Raw genomic sequence first — 15161 nt, forward strand, 5'->3', positions numbered from 1 at the left:
GCTTTTGTTGCATCTTGTTACAAGATATTCCACAATCTTGGCAAAACAAGGAAAAGTAGTAAACGAACGGTTCAAAATCAATTTGAAGCTCAGGAGGTTTCCAAGTATGAATATATCAGATACTCAAGTCTACATCGCTCTAGCTGTGGCGCTGATTCCAGGGATTCTGGCTTGGCGTTTAACTACAGAACTTTACAAGTAAAGAAAGCTGTCAGTAGTCAGTGGTCAGTTGTTAGTTATTTTTACTACTGACTACTGACTACTGGCGCGAAATCCTGCCCCTTCAAGGGGTGGGATCAATACCGTTAGGTTAGGGAATTTCTTTGTTGAGATAAGTAAGGGGAGAAGAGAAGCAGGAAAAGAGAAGAATTACTCAACAATGACCCTTTTTCCTTCCCTGCTTATCCGAACCGTATTGGAGGTGGGATGAGCTTAAAGACTGCGAAAATACCTAATTATAGCCTGAGCGATCGCTTCATTACCATCTTTAGCAACACCCTGGGATTGCTTCGGTTTTTGGGGTTGTTGATGAAGAAAATCCCAAGTCCCATGAAAAAACTCAGTTGGGGTAAGAATTTGATGTTGATGGTAATTAACAATACCTTCTAAAAGAAAAGCTGCTTCCGCAAAGTCATCACGGGGAATAGTAACCAGAGGTATTCCCAGGCGTGTAGCTTCCGCAAAAGTGCCGTAACCAGGTTTAGAAATAACACGCCCACAAATAGACATAAAATCTACAGGACGATATTTGCGGTCAGTAACTTTGATTAAATTAGGTAAATCAGGAGCAGATTGATCAAAGATCATGAATTGCCAATCTAGAAAATGTTTCAGATTGTCATAGGGAATCTGATTTAAACCTAAGCCTCCAAAGGTCAGTAAAATAGTTTTTTCTAAAGGCGCAGTTATCCTCCAATTAGCACGTAAATCATCCGCAAAGTAACGAGGAGAACCACCAGTTAAGCCGACATCTGTGATATTATTGAAAACCTGCATTGGCTCGTGAAAAGGAAGACGAAATAGGCGATCGCACTTTGAGTAACAATCACTAATCCAATCAGCAATAGCAATAAATTCGTCTCCCCAATCTCGGTAAATCAAATCCCAGCCAAAATTACTCATCATCCAGCAAGGAATATTTGCCGCTTTGGCGAATAAAGGAGTTAGAAAAGGAATATCTGCCAAGATGAGATTGACGCGATTTTGGCGAATAAAATTGACTTCAGAAGCTATCAAAGAATTTTGATGTTTCTGAATATCTAGCAACTTTTCTTTAGTCGCTTCCTTATCCATTGTCAAGCTATCTGCTTGAATTACACCCAAGTCAAATGATCGGGGACGATGAATAAAATCTCCTTCTATATAGCACTCTAGTAACCACCGTGGGGCAGTTGTCACCATAATTAGCAAGACTTCTGGACACAACTTTTGAATTGTCGCCGCTACCGATGCTGTGCGAGTCGCATGGCCGAAACCGTGGTTAGTGATGGCTACGTATAAAATTGGACGTTCCATTTAATTTCTAACTTTCACTTTGTTAGTCTGTTTTACTGAAAGAAATCACAAAATTCGTATTATCAGCGCACGTTTAGCTACTAAAAAAGAATGTCAAGATTATGAAAAATACACAAAATTCTGAATCTAACCAAAATTTAGAAGACGACTTACTAATTGAATATAACTTTGATTACAGGAAGGCTCGTCCTAATCGTTTTGCTACTCAAGAAAATGAGACTTCTATAATAGAGGACTTACGCAAAACTAACGCAATTTCGTCATTACGAGCGATAGCGACGTAATCGCAAAAATCCTGCGATTGCTTCCCTACACTTCGTTTCGGTCGCAATGACGATTTTGGCTTGCGTAAGTCCTGCTAAACTTTTGTATTTCCTCAATTAATTGGTCGATTTCTGATTCCAAAGTCAAGTAATGGACTGTGGCGCGAATACAATCAGGATCGGCAATTGTGCGAGTGAATATTTTTTGTGACTCTAAAAACTGCACTAAATTGAAACTCGCTTGAGGTTGTGACTCAGTGAGTTGAAAAGAAACTAAACCGCTTTCAGGTGGTGAAGTTCGGAGACATTTAACATTAGGTAGCGCTGCCAACTTCCGCCACAAATACTCACTTTTAGAGCAAATTTGCTCGTAACGTTCTTGTGAAGTTCCCCATTGTCGATGAACAGCGATCGCCTCTTTAAATCCTACATATAAAGAGTAAGCTGATGTTGATACTTCATATCTTCGTCCATCCGGTTGCCAAGACACAGGCTGCGATCGATTATCTACAACAATGCCACGCAAACCAATAAATGTCGGTTGCAGACTTTCTCTGGCTTCTGACCGCACATACAAACCACCAATACCAGCGGGACCACATAACCACTTATGACCAGTGAAAGCATAAAAATCTGCTTGCAATTCACTCAAGTTTAAGGGTAATAAACCAGCAGATTGAGCAGCATCTACTAAAACTAAAGAATTATTCCTTCGACACACTTCCACTATTTTGTCAAGAGGTAAAACTTGACCCGTATTCCAGAAGACATGACTTAAAATTACCAAACGAGTATTAGGGCGCAAGTGTTGGGCAACAACTTTCGCGGGGTCGCCTTCATTTAAAGTTGCCATTAAAGGGCAAGTAGTCACTTCTACTGCGTATCTGCGGCCAATTTCCTGCGCCGTCGCAATTACCCCTGGGTGTTCGCAGTCAGAAAGCAGTATGTGGTCGCCAGCTCGCCAATCAATACCCCACATGGCAATATTGCAGCCGACAGTGACATCTTCGGTTAAAGTAATTGTTGATGATGATACATGAAATTCCGAGGCGATCGCTTCTTTGATCGCTTGCTTTTGTTGAGTCAGCCACGCATAAGCTTCATTTCCAAAAGGGCCGAGGTGTTGAATGTGAGCTTCAGCTTGAGTAACTGCATCCATTGCTTGCTGAGGCATTGGCCCTTGCCCACCATAGTTAAAATATGTCTTATTTGCTAAAGCTGGAAATTGCTCTCGATGGTGATGCAAATTAGTTTTGATCATAGAAATATTAATTAGTACTAATGACTTCAATAGCCGTCTTCAACCAATCAATGTAAGTTTGCTCTCGCTGCATAATTAAGTCCAGCACCAGTTGATGCATAACTTGCTCACGATTTATAGATGCTTGGTTGAGAGGCAGCACTTTGATTGCTTGACAATTGACCATCTTTTCACCGTGAACTACTAGCTGTTGTTTTAGTAAGTTGATGATTGCTTCATTAGGTAGTTGAGCTGCAAAAAATAATTGCATCAGCAACGGTTCTCGTACCGTCGGTAATGGTTGAGGACATTGCAGCCAGCGAACTAATTCAGCTTTTCCAGCATCAGTTGTACTATACACCTTTCGGTTGGGGCGATCGCTCTGAATTTCAACAGTACAAGTAATCCAGCTCTGTGCTTCAAGCTTATCAAGGGTTCTGTAGATTTGCGCTTGGTCTGCCGGCCACAAGTGAGCAATACATTGATCAAAGCAGTTTATTTTCAGGTCGTAACCTGTCATTTGTTCTTGCTGAAGGAGACCTAGAATGATGTGCGCTAAAGACATAGGCGGTTTTCCGAAAGTAAATTAGTGGAAACCATATCTGTTCATTCTCATATAATCTTATGCTAGTATATGATTAATCATACAAGAAACAACTTAATTACCAACTATCGGATCAGATTTTTTTCAGTTGTTTGCTACTGTCTATTTGTCAGGAATATTAAAGCAGAACTTATTCAAGCTATTAAAGCTATTGCCACGGGAGGATCAGTTCAATTGGCTTCTAACATACTCCAACAAAGAATACACCAACATCAACATTTACGTGATTTACGAAACAAATTACTACATCTTCACAAAGCGTTGATTGAAACAGAACGCATTGCCTACGAACAAGTTAGTGGACGAGTATCAAATAGAGAACTGCTACAACTTGTCATCAGTCATGAACAATTTGCTTGGCTGCACAGCATTTCTGAGTTGGTTGTGCAAATTGATGAAACCCTTGTAGCAGATGAACCAGTATCGCTGGAAAATGTCCAAAGCTTGATTGCCAACGCCCGGATGTTAATCTCACCATCTGAGGTTGGTAATACATTTGCCAGAAAATACTACGCAGCGTTGCAACGTGAACCTGATGTAGTGTTAGCTCACGCAGATGTGTCACAGTTTCTAGCATCCGAGAAATAAATCAAATTAAGTTCATCCCACTCCTAATACCGTTTCACTTTAAAGTTGATACATTTGGGCAAGCAGGGGAGGCAGTGCGGTCTTGGGGAGCCAGTCCGCCCTTGCGGTTTCCCGACTTGAAGGAACTGGCGTGGTTTCCCCTCTTGTGCGACTGCCGCACCCCTTGTGGGTCTTGGGGAGCCAGTCCGCCCTTGCGGTTTCCCGACTTGAAGGAACTGGCGTGGTTCCCCCCAGGAGCAACTGCCGTGGAGCAGGGGAAGCAGCACTTCGGCTACGCGGCAGTTGAGCGTAGTCGAAACTCAGTGACCGGAGGCAGGGGGAGTAAGAAAAGTAATTTGTATCAATAATTTCGTGAAATGGTATAAAAGGGGATAGAATTTCGTGTCAGTAGTTAGTTGTTTTCGCCAGCTGTATCCGGACGGTGGCGGGGCGACTATCCCTGACACTCCTCAAAGAAGTGAGCTTCCCGCCGCCTTTGGTGAAAAATTAGCACCGTGATTTATCTTACCAAAGAGGCGGAGGGGCAGAGGGAAAGGGGGCTATTATATCATGTCCGCGTAATTAGTTATAATTCCCGCATCTGTGCAAAAAGCATGAAACCCTCTTTCTCCCTGCCCCCTGCCCCCTGCTCCCTGCTCCCCTGCCTCTTCTGACGGTGCATTTTCAAATTTGAGGTGAGCTAAGTGCTTTGATTAATAGCAGTGACCACGGTACTTTAATATCTGGAATAAGCCAAGGATATTTTCTCAGTCCAGGTAAAGCCGAGGGTATCAGAAAACGCAAAGAGCGTAGGGATGCAGGAAGATTCCCATCTTGATCTACAATTCCATATTGTTGAGCTAGTTCCGCAACAATCTGTACATGTCCAGTACGATGCATTACATTTGCATCTGAAGCTAATTTAGCAATCACCCGTCCTGTGAGTAAGGGAGTTTCCCAGTTGTATCGTTCACTGAGTAATGAGTTTTTCTGGTCAGTAGTTTTCTTTTGAGCCATTTCATCTGCGAAGCGAGAAATATGCTCAGTACCAACAATACCCGGCCAAATTGAGACAGAAGCAATATTATGGGGTTTGAGGTCAACAGCCATATCAGCCGCTAATCTATCGCACGCTGCTTTACCACTACCATAAGCTGTACCGAAGATATAGGACATACTGCCCCAGGAAGAAATAGTACAAATTAGTCCTTGTTGATACTGACTCATGATTCGAGCAGCAAAAACACTCGCAACATAGTGGCTACGCAGACCAACATTATTACAAGCATCCCAAAGACTGGGTTCACAATCCCAAAAAGGCTGGCCTTGAGCGTCTGTTAATGCCTGAACTCCTGAGTAAGCATTATTGACTAGTAAATCGAGTTTTCCCTTTTGCTCATCTTGGATACGCTCAAAGAGCAAACGCACCTGTTCATCATTACTGTGGTCTACTTGGATGGGAATGCATACACCACCAACTTTCTCTACTGCTGATTGAGTTTCTCTAAGACTGCCAGAAACATTATGATTGGCATCAGAGATATTGTCTAACCTGCGCCCTGTAATGTACACAGTTGCACCTGCTTCACCGAGACCAATAGCAATTCCCTTGCCAATGCCCCTCGTCGCACCTGTGACTAGTGTCACTTTACCCTCAAGGTATTTCATTGATCAACCTGATAGAGCGATCGCTGCTTATAATATTAGCTAAATAAATTATTAGGGTTTTTGGGTAGCGATCGCTAATTTAGCTCCCTGGACTCGACGTAAACGATCCATAACTGCCACTACCTGACCGTGCTTAACTCGTTCATCAGCATTAATAATTACTAAACCTTCAGAATTAGAACCAATTAATACACGTACTTCTTGTGCCAATTCATCTAGAGAAATTTGTTTACGGTTAAGGCTAAGTGTGCCAGTTTGGTCTAAAGTAACGGTAATTGGCGCAGATGATGCCTGTTGTTGTGCCATCGCCGCTTTAGGCAAATTGACTGGTAAACCTTCTGAGCGAGTTAAAAATAGAGTTGACATGATAAAAAATGTCAAAATCGCAAATATCACATCAATCATCGGCACGATATTGATTTGGGTTGGAATATCTGGTTCATCTGGTAGACGCATAAGATTTATAACAACGACGGTAAAATAATTCTAATTGAAGGGATTGGGCATAGGGAATAGGGCATGGGGCATAGGGAAGAAAAGAAATTGGGGAAAGAAATGTCTCCTTGTCTGTTTCTCTTTCCTGCTCCCCTACCCTCTATTCAACTATTTAACTCACTGGAACTGATAGAGGTAGTTGCAAAAGATTGGCAACCGCAGCAATTAATTTGTTAGGGTCAACAGGCTTCGATAAATGCCGTTGAAATCCAGATGAAAGAATTTTACGACGGTCTTCTTCTCGTGAATATGCAGTTAAAGCGATCGCAGGGATGCATCCTCCTTTTTCTGGTTCTAAGGAGCGCAATTTGCGAATCAGTGTATAACCATCTTGTTCTGACATGCCGATGTCGCTAATTAAGACATCTGGTTGTGATTGTTCCAAAAATGCCAAGGCAGCATCGACTGATCCTACCGCAGTCGTGATCGCCCCATATTCTTCAAACATAAAGGCAAGAAAGTTACGGGTATCAGCTTCATCATCTACAACCAGCACTTTTAATCCGGTGAGGGGGGTAGAAGTATCACTAACAACCGCAGATTTTTGTTTCTCTGCTGTTTCAGCATCCTTATTGTCTGGCGTTAATGGTAGTTTGACGGTAAAGATGGCTCCTTGTCCTTCACCTGGACTTTCGGCAACGATTGTGCCACCGTGTAGTTCCACTAAATGACGCACGATCGCTAGTCCCAATCCTAGTCCATTGTGCGATCGTGTTGTTGTGCTGTCTGCTTGCCGAAAACGTTCAAATACTTTAGGCAAGAACTCTGACCCGATGCCAATACCTGTATCAATAACTTGGATTTGGGCGTAATCAGATGTATTCAAAGCCAAACTACCAACAGTAGAGGAAAGCTTAATTTCTGGATTAGGAAATATTACTTCAGTTCCCTGTTTGAGACTTTCTATGCGGACTTCTACCTTACCACCTTCAGGTGTAAACTTAATGGCGTTAGTGAGTAAATTCCAGACAATTTGCTGCAACCGAGCTGGATCGCCATATACTGTGCCTAATGTACCATCAAGGATAGTATTTAATTGGATACTTTTTGTTTCGGCTAGGGGGCGGACTGCTTCTAGAGCTGCTTCCATCACAGAAATAAGATTGACAGCAGATAAATTTAGCCTTAACTGACCTCGGATGATCCGTGATACATCCAAGATATCTTCAATCAGTTGCACTTGAGTTGTAGCATTGCGTTCAATCGCTTCTAAAGCACGAGCAGTGGCTGTGTCATCTAATTTTTTAGAACGAAGTATTTTTGACCAACCCAGCATTGAGGTCAATGGTGTGCGGAGTTCATGGGAGAGAACGGCCAGAAACTCGTCTTTCATCCGATTTGCAGCTTCTGCTTCTTGTCTAGCTGTCTGTTCTCGAATTACCTGAGTGCGGACTTCTTCTGCTTGCTTGCGTTCTGTAATGTCTTCGAGAGTGCCTACATACCCTAGTAACTTCCCTTGTGCAGAAAGCATCCGTGAAGTGCGAACTTCTACCCAACGGACATTACCATCAACGGTTTGAAAACGAAAATCTTCTGAATACTCACAACCTGCATTTAAATAAGTAGACCAAGCAGCGATCGCTCTTTCTTGATCTTCTGGATGTACAGATTCTAACCACTTTTTTCCTAAACTTTCTCCCGCACTCAAGCCACAAATTGCCTGATAACAAGGATTAGTATACCTACAATAACCTTCAGTATCAGTCTCAAAAATTCCTATAGGTGAGCAGGTACTGAGGGAGCGAAACCTTTCTTCACTTTGCTTGAGTTCAGCATTAACAGCTGTGAGTTGGGCCGCTTGTCGTTGAATTGCCAGGGTTTTTTTAAATAATTCGACGAATACTGTAACTTTAGAAGTTAATATATCGCTATCTAAGGGTTTGAGCAAATAGTCAACTGCACCCAAGGCATAGCCTTTAAACTGCATTTGGTCACTAGTGCTAAAAGCAGTTAAAAAGATGATCGGAGTCTGACGCGATCGCCCCCGACTGCGAATTAAGGTCGCAGTTTCAAAGCCATCCATCCCTGGCATCTGCACATCTAGCAAAATTACCGCAAAATCTTGATGCAGCAGACACCGCAAAGCTTCTTCTCCGGAAGTGGCTCTGACTAGCTTTTCTCCCAGCCCCTCCAAAATAGCCTCTAATGCGAGCAAGTTTTCTACTTTATCATCCACTAGGAGGATGTTGACTTTGGGTTCCGGCTGCATGAGTTCATTTCCGTATATAATCACAAAGGTTGACTAGCAAAGGAGCAATTTCTGAAAGGGACACAATCCAGTCTACTGCAACAGCAGCAATTGCAGCTTTGGGCATAATTGAACTTTCAGCTGTAGCTGGCTCTTGAACAATGGTAATTCCTTTGTGCGCCTGTACTTTTTTAAGGCCTTGCGTACCATCTTGATTTGCTCCTGTCAATATTACACCAATGACTTGCTCTCTATAGATGTCTGCTGCCGATTCAAATAACACATCAATAGATGGACGGGCAAAAGAAACAGGCTCATCAGTAGAAAGAGCAAAATAGCCTGGTTCTACTAGCAAATGATAATCTGGAGGCGCTAAGTAGATCTGTCCTGGGAGAATTTCTTGTTTATCTTCGACTTCTCGAATCGGCAAAGATGTATGTTCCTGCAATAATGCTTGGAGTGTTCTGTCAGAATCTTTGTGACGATGTTGCACGATCGCAATTGGTGTCAGAAAATCTAGTGGTAAATTGACTAAGATATTTTTTAGTGCTGACAACCCTCCTAACGAAGTTCCAATAACTATAATTTTAAAGGACACTTAGTTTAGCCTCCGGTACAGTTTCTCACCCTGAGCTATTTCTTCGTAATGGTTTTCACAGGGAGTAAATCTGATTGATTCTTGTCTTCCTAAACCTAAGATACCAAATGTGCATAGACTGTTATAAAACAGCGTGTGTACTCGCTTTTGCAGTGTCGGATTGAAGTAGATGAGGACATTACGACAAAGGATGACATTAAACTCATTAAAAGAACTATCACTTGCCAGATTATGCTGGGCGAAGATCACATTGTCTCTCAAAGATGCTCGAAAAATGGCGTTGTCATAAGCTGCGGTGTAATATTCTGAAAAAGACTTTTGCCCACCTGCTCTCAGGTAAAGCTGAGTATATTCTTGCATTAATTTCAAAGAAAAAATGCCATTTTTGGCATTTTGTAATACCCTTTCGTTAGTGTCGGTGGCATAGATTCGACAACGGTGGTAAAGTTTTTCTTCTTGGAGTAATATTGCCATTGAGTAGACTTCTTCCCCCGTTGAGCAGCCAGCGTGCCAGATGCGAATAAAAGGATAAGTTCGCAATAAGGGAATTACCTGCTGTCTAAAAGCAATGTAGAAACTGGGGTCACGAAACATTGATGTTACATTTACGGTTAAATTTAACAAAAACCGATCTAGACAGGGGCGATGATGCAGCAGTCGCTCTTGTAATGCAGAAATATTGGTTAACCCCTCCAAACGCACAAAGCTGTGAATGCGACGTTTAAGTGAAGAAAGAGCATAATTGCGAAAGTCATAACCGTAATACTGGTAAACCCCTTCCAAGAGCAACTGTATTTCGATGTCCTCCAAGCTGGATTTAGGCAGATCCATAGTCTAAATTGTGGGAGAGATGCTGAGATCATTATGGACTTTAGGAGGCTTAGATCCGCGGCTTTTCCAAAAAGTCGGGAATCTGCAAAGCAAATCGCTACAAGGTCAATGCATAAGTCCTAAATTTACTTTATTGCTTTATCCCAACGATAATTCTTGACATCGACCTACTTAATTGGTATGTTTAAGAATTAAAATTCTACTGTCAATACCCTCATAGATATTAAACGGTACTTTGCAATATTTATCAGTACGGGAGAAAGTCCGTAAACTAGTACTGAATATTTTTCAGGCGATCGCACGCCATCACCATTGCATCAATCATCTTAGGTAAGTCTTCTAAACTAGAATCTAAGTCAATTTTGATCGCATGATCTTTAATTTCATCATCTGGATTTGGTAAAGTTTTTCGATATAGTTCCAAATGTTTAAAAATATCAGCAATAATGGGTTTAGCTTGTTGGAGGCTAGCATAAATAAAACCCAAAGGATTGTTCATTTCGTGAGCTACCCCTGCAACTAAATTACCTAATGCAGACATTTTCTCACTTTGGACAACTTGTAATTGAGCTTGTTGTAAATTTTGTAAGGTTTGTTCTAATTCTTGAGATTTCTGCTTGAGTGCGGCTTCCGATTGGCGAATCAATTCTTCTGCTTGTTTGCGGACTGTAATATCTTGAAATGTACCAAGAATCCCAATGACGTTTCCTGATGCATCTAGTAATGGTGCTTTATTAGTTTCTAACCAAGCTTGTTTACCATCAGCTTGTAATTGCGGTTCGATAATTCCAATTTCTGGAATTTTAGAATCCATTATGCGGCGATCGCATTCTCGAAAGAAATCAGCTTCTTCTTTTTTCCAGGCTAAATCGTAGTCGATTTTACCTTTGATTTGTTCAGTGGAATCAAGCCCCGCAATTTCTGCAAATAATTGGTTGCAACCTAAATAAATGGAATTGAAATCTTTCCAAAATACAAATTGAGGGATTGTATTAAGAACTAGTTGAAGCAGTTGTTGAGATTCTTGTAACTGAATTTGGGTTTGATGTTGATCGGTGACATCCATTAAAACACCATTTAATATAATTGAGCCATCGGGTTGCATTTCGGGTTGAGAAACTGCCTTTACCCATTTGACAACACCTGATGTTGTAATAATGCGCCATTCGTGTTGAAAGGGAGTTAAAGTTTGAATTGAATGTTGCACTTCTTTGTGGATACTAGGGCGATCATCGGGATGTTCCATTGAGCCGAAGTTCTTCTTCCCGTTCATGAAATCTTGGGCTGATACTTCATACAAATCAATGCAACCGGAACTGACGTAAACAACAGACATAGTACCATCTGCTGCTATCTGATATTGGTAAATCATGCCGGGAAGATTATCGGCAAACTTCTGAAACCTAGCTTTAGTAGCTTGCAATTCCGCAAGGGATATTTCCAACTTCTGGGCATAAGTTTGGGACTCTTGATAGAGGCGAGCATTCTCTAGAGAAATGGCAGCTTGAGTACAAATAAAATTGATTATTAATAGGTGATCGCTAGTAAACACTCTACTGGTTGAGCGATTTTCTAAATATAAAATGCTAACTAATTGCCCTTGGTTAAGCATTGGCAAACACAACATACTTTGAGGTTGATGTTGGTGAAAATAATCGTCATTTATGAGCAGATTAGTTTTTGAATCGTCAATAATTACAACTTCCAGAATATTTTTAACATACTGAATTAATTTAACAGGAATTTGATCAGATTTTTCGATTTCTTCTGAATAAAGTTGTACATTTTCAGATGTAGCAATCACTCGAATTTGCCATTGCTCGTTATTATTTGGCATGAGCAACACGCAACGATTAGCTCCTGAATTTTGTAAAATAATTTTAGTTAATTTTTTCAGAAGTTCATCGAGTTGGATAGTACCTGCAATTATTTGGGAGGACTTGAGAATAGCCGCAAAATCCAAGGCATTCTCAAAACTTGCGACATTACTAGTTTCTTGGAGTTGATTTAAACAATTTTCTAAATCAAATTTTATTCCCAATGCACTTTGATAGCGGTCTTCAGCGTTTTTCGCCATCAATTTGCTAACAACATCTGAAAGTACAGATGGAATTTGTGGGTTAACTTTGTGTACCAAGGGTGCTGTTTTGGCAATATGACAATGCACCAACTCCATCGAATCATGTGATTGAAAGGGTAACTCTCCTGTAAGTAATTCGTAGAAAGTTACACCTAAAGAATAAAAATCAGTGCGGTAGTCAATCCCTCGATTTATCCTTCCTGTTTGTTCGGGAGAAATATAAGCTAGTGTCCCTTCTAATACGTTGGGATTGATTAGGGTTTGGGTTTCTCGTGGCAATAAAGATGCAATACTAAAGTCAATTAATTTAACTTGTTTGGTTTCGGGATTAATTAAAATATTGCTAGGTTTTATATCTTTATGAATAATGCGATCGCGGTACAGTATCTCTAAGGCATTGCACAGTGCGATCGCTATTTGTAAAAACTTTTGTAAAAACACAGTATATCGTGTGTCTACAGAGGCAAAATAATCTTTTAAAGAAATCCCCCCAAAGTCCTCCATGACCAACGCATAACCATTTTGGTACGGTTCTAGGTTATAAGTTTGGATAATCAAAGGTGAGTTAAGATTTTTAGCGATAATGTACTGATTGCGAAATTGTACCAGTTCGCTGAAACTAGGATGGGGATTTTTCAGTAGCTTAACCACTACTCTTAAAGAGTCAGTTTCTCGATACCCCCGATAAACTAAAGTTCTGGAACTATCATAAAGTTGTTCATTGAGGTGATATCCGGGAATACTGATTAAAGTGTTAGCCATACTGCTACATACTTAAGACTGCTAGATATAGTGTTCCCATATATATAAACTATTAACTCATGACTAACAGACGACAATTTTTACAAGCAATAGCAGTAACTTCTAGTTTGTCTTTAGCTGGATGCGGCTGGAGACTGGCTGATGTTAAGGCTAGTGCCAATAATTCCGGTAACAATGACCGACTAGATATTTATACTTGGACGCAGTACGCCGACCAAAAATTATTGCAAACTTTTAGTACCCAAACGGGTATGAAAGTGCTTGTAGATGTATACGATTCTAACGAAGTAATGCTAGCTAAACTGTTAGCTGGAGGTGGAGGTACTTATAGCCTGATTTATCCATCTGATTATATGGTGCAGAAGATGGTAGATAAAAATTTGTTAATAGAAATAAATCACGATCGCTTAATTGGTTTAGATAATTTATTTGCCGAATTTCAAAACCCTAGTTACGACTCTCACAACCGCTACAGTATTCCTTTTAATTGGGGAACTACAGGTTTAATTTATAATTCTGAAGTCTTGAAGAACGCACCAGAAGATTGGGACTATCTTTGGCAAAATCAAGCAATACTTAATAAGCGGATGACATTGCTTAATGATGTTCGTGAAGTGATGGGTGCAGTCTTACGGATGTTGGGTTACTCCTATAACTCCAGAAATGAAAAAGAAGTGAAACAGGCTTATGAAAAATTAACAGAAATTAAACCAGCGATCGCAGCATTTGACACTGATGCTTGGCAAAATCAAATTTTGGCAGGAGATTTATTATTAGCAATGTGCTATTCAGCAGATGCAATTCGAGTTAGTAAAGAAAACCCCAAACTCAAATATGTAATTCCTCGTAGTGGTTCTTCGCTATGGACAGACACAATTGTCATTCCTAAAACAGCCCCTAACTTGCCTGGAGCCTATGCCTGGATTAACTTTATTTTACAGCCAGAAGTAGCTGCTATGATTAGTCAACGGATGAGTGTTTCCATACCTAATAGTGCGGGATTTGAACAATTACCCAAGAAAATTAAAAATAATGTTAATTTATTTCCTCCAATTTCGCTGCTAGAAAAATGTGAACGTCTTGCTCCTCTGGGAGATTTTGAAGAAGTTTATGAGCGTTATTGGACTCAATTAACTAGTAGTTAAAATAATTAATTATCAATTCAGCTTGTGTCTACAAAAAATCATTCTTCTCAACTTAATTCTCCAGGCGATATTGCCCAAATAGAAAAACTGTATCGTCCGCGGTTAAACTTACAACCATTGATATTGCTTGCACCTTCTGGTATTTGGTTGTTACTTTTATTAGTACTACCAGCGTTAATCATTTTAGAATTGAGTTTAGTACCAGATATTAGACCAGGAGATTTAGTAAATCCGAGTGGATTTAGTAACTATATTCGGATACTTGACCCACTTTATTTACAAGTAATTTTCCGATCATTATGGTTGGCGATCGCGACAACAGTAATTTGTTTAATTTTGGGCTTTCCTGTGGCATATTGGATTGCTGTAATAGCACCAAAACGTTGGCAAAATTTATTACTATTAGGGTTTATTTTACCTCTGTGGACTTCCTCTTTACTGCGTTCTTATGCTTGGATTACTATTCTGCGTCCTACGGGATTATTAAATAGTATATTAACAAGTTTAGGTTTACCAGCTTTAGAATTGTTAAATCGGACTCCAGCCGTATTAATTGGGATGAGTTACAGCTTATTACCCTATATGGTGATAATTTTATATGCCTCTTTAGAAAAGTTAGACAAGCGGTTACTAGAAGCAGCAGCCGATTTAGGTGCAAATCCTGTCCAAACTTTTTGTCAAGTGACTATACCCGAAGTTTTGCCAGGAATCGCTGCTGGTTCCATCCTAGTTTTTATTACAGGTTTAGGAGATTTCGTTGACCCAGAATTACTCGGTGGTGCTTCGAGTATGACAGCAGCGCGGTTAGTTTATAATCAGTTTTTAGGAGTTACCCAAAACTGGGGATTTGGTTCAGCTTTGAGTATGACATTAATTTTAGCTGTGAGTATTGCGATCGCTTTTTTGATTAAATTTGGTGAAGCTACACCCAAACGCTAAACTTTTGATCACTCACTTTTAAGCTCATCTCACCAAATTTCTTCTAGTATATAAGCGCGAATTTATATGACCTTGACTTAATACAATACCCTACTTACGATGTCCAAATAATTTTTTCATTTGGTCAAGCTTTGCTTATGCCCACAGTGCGGCATTGCCGCACCGTTGTTTAAAAATATTAACCTCCCCTACTATTTTTTATTTTCTTTAATGCGAATTAGAGGGCTTTACCCCTGATTCGCCAGCTGTATCCTTCTAAGGCACAA

General features: G+C 40.4%; 12 protein-coding genes and 3 pseudogenes. 4 read left to right on the plus strand and 11 right to left on the minus strand.

The window, feature by feature from the left end; all coding sequences use genetic code 11:
• Window positions 1-106: 106 nt before the first annotated feature.
• A complete protein-coding gene (psaM, locus tag QI031_RS04540; RefSeq protein ID WP_281484024.1) occupies window positions 107-202 on the plus strand; it encodes a photosystem I reaction center subunit XII in 96 nt (31 codons plus the stop codon).
• A gap of 230 nt (window positions 203-432) precedes the next feature.
• On the opposite strand, the gene QI031_RS04545 is transcribed toward psaM, so the two are convergent.
• From QI031_RS04545 to QI031_RS04555, 3 genes are all read right to left on the minus strand, one after another.
• Window positions 433-1515 carry a glycosyl transferase gene (locus tag QI031_RS04545; protein ID WP_281484025.1) on the minus strand — a complete coding sequence of 361 codons (1083 nt, stop codon included), beginning with the start codon at window positions 1513-1515 and terminating at the stop codon, window positions 433-435.
• 309 nt (window positions 1516-1824) lie between these two features.
• Window positions 1825-3039, minus strand: coding sequence for an aminotransferase class V-fold PLP-dependent enzyme (locus tag QI031_RS04550; RefSeq protein ID WP_281484026.1), 1215 nt, complete (start codon window positions 3037-3039; stop codon window positions 1825-1827).
• A gap of 7 nt (window positions 3040-3046) precedes the next feature.
• Window positions 3047-3583, minus strand: coding sequence for a PadR family transcriptional regulator (locus tag QI031_RS04555; protein ID WP_281484027.1), 537 nt, complete (start codon window positions 3581-3583; stop codon window positions 3047-3049).
• 213 nt (window positions 3584-3796) lie between these two features.
• On the opposite strand from QI031_RS04555, the gene QI031_RS04560 reads away from it, so the two are divergent.
• Window positions 3797-4210, plus strand: a complete 414-nt coding sequence (locus QI031_RS04560) for a hypothetical protein (protein WP_281484028.1) — start codon at window positions 3797-3799, stop codon at window positions 4208-4210.
• Between the two features lie 663 nt (window positions 4211-4873).
• Here QI031_RS04560 and QI031_RS04565 read toward each other — a convergent pair.
• The 8 genes and pseudogenes from QI031_RS04565 to QI031_RS04600 form a co-directional block, all read right to left on the minus strand.
• Window positions 4874-5857 carry an SDR family NAD(P)-dependent oxidoreductase gene (locus QI031_RS04565; RefSeq protein ID WP_281484029.1) on the minus strand — a complete coding sequence of 328 codons (984 nt, stop codon included), beginning with the start codon at window positions 5855-5857 and terminating at the stop codon, window positions 4874-4876.
• Window positions 5858-5908: 51 nt separating this feature from the next.
• Window positions 5909-6313 (minus strand): ExbD/TolR family protein, encoded by a 405-nt coding sequence (locus QI031_RS04570; protein WP_281484030.1) that lies wholly within the window; start codon window positions 6311-6313, stop codon window positions 5909-5911.
• A gap of 151 nt (window positions 6314-6464) precedes the next feature.
• Entirely contained in the window at window positions 6465-8561 is a 2097-nt protein-coding gene (locus tag QI031_RS04575; protein ID WP_281484031.1) for a hybrid sensor histidine kinase/response regulator, read from the minus strand.
• Window positions 8562-8565: 4 nt separating this feature from the next.
• The gene (locus tag QI031_RS04580) at window positions 8566-9138 is read right to left on the minus strand and encodes a chemotaxis protein CheB (protein ID WP_281484032.1); all 573 of its coding nucleotides are present in this window, start codon (window positions 9136-9138) and stop codon (window positions 8566-8568) included.
• The gene (locus QI031_RS04585) at window positions 9139-9969 is read right to left on the minus strand and encodes a CheR family methyltransferase (protein ID WP_281484033.1); all 831 of its coding nucleotides are present in this window, start codon (window positions 9967-9969) and stop codon (window positions 9139-9141) included.
• Window positions 9970-10149: 180 nt separating this feature from the next.
• Window positions 10150-11011: pseudogene (locus tag QI031_RS04590) on the minus strand (PAS domain S-box protein); the annotation flags it as partial.
• 51 nt (window positions 11012-11062) lie between these two features.
• A pseudogene (locus tag QI031_RS31685) lies at window positions 11063-11341 on the minus strand (PAS domain-containing protein); the annotation flags it as partial.
• A gap of 126 nt (window positions 11342-11467) precedes the next feature.
• Window positions 11468-12811 (minus strand): annotated as a pseudogene (locus QI031_RS04600) (protein kinase domain-containing protein); the annotation flags it as partial.
• Window positions 12812-12870: 59 nt separating this feature from the next.
• Here QI031_RS04600 and QI031_RS04605 point away from each other — a divergent pair.
• Both QI031_RS04605 and QI031_RS04610 read left to right on the plus strand, forming a co-directional pair.
• Window positions 12871-13956, plus strand: a complete 1086-nt coding sequence (locus tag QI031_RS04605) for a polyamine ABC transporter substrate-binding protein (RefSeq protein ID WP_281484034.1) — start codon at window positions 12871-12873, stop codon at window positions 13954-13956.
• A 24-nt stretch (window positions 13957-13980) separates the two neighbouring features.
• Complete coding sequence (locus tag QI031_RS04610) at window positions 13981-14895, plus strand: ABC transporter permease (protein ID WP_281484035.1); 915 nt, start codon at window positions 13981-13983, stop codon at window positions 14893-14895.
• Window positions 14896-15161 lie beyond the last annotated feature (266 nt).

It is taken from the genome of Halotia branconii CENA392 (assembly GCF_029953635.1).
GTDB lineage: Bacteria > Cyanobacteriota > Cyanobacteriia > Cyanobacteriales > Nostocaceae > Halotia > Halotia branconii.

Bases quoted from the DNA above. Each gene is read 5' to 3' on its own strand.
- psaM (WP_281484024.1), top strand. From the start codon at position 107: ATGAATATATCAGATACTCAAGTCTACATCGCTCTAGCTGTGGCGCTG.
- QI031_RS04545 (WP_281484025.1), bottom strand. From the start codon at position 1,515: ATGGAACGTCCAATTTTATACGTAGCCATCACTAACCACGGTTTCGGC.
- QI031_RS04550 (WP_281484026.1), bottom strand. From the start codon at position 3,039: ATGATCAAAACTAATTTGCATCACCATCGAGAGCAATTTCCAGCTTTA.
- QI031_RS04555 (WP_281484027.1), bottom strand. From the start codon at position 3,583: ATGTCTTTAGCGCACATCATTCTAGGTCTCCTTCAGCAAGAACAAATG.
- QI031_RS04565 (WP_281484029.1), bottom strand. From the start codon at position 5,857: ATGAAATACCTTGAGGGTAAAGTGACACTAGTCACAGGTGCGACGAGG.
- QI031_RS04570 (WP_281484030.1), bottom strand. From the start codon at position 6,313: ATGCGTCTACCAGATGAACCAGATATTCCAACCCAAATCAATATCGTG.
- QI031_RS04575 (WP_281484031.1), bottom strand. From the start codon at position 8,561: ATGCAGCCGGAACCCAAAGTCAACATCCTCCTAGTGGATGATAAAGTA.
- QI031_RS04585 (WP_281484033.1), bottom strand. From the start codon at position 9,969: ATGGATCTGCCTAAATCCAGCTTGGAGGACATCGAAATACAGTTGCTC.
- QI031_RS04605 (WP_281484034.1), top strand. From the start codon at position 12,871: ATGACTAACAGACGACAATTTTTACAAGCAATAGCAGTAACTTCTAGT.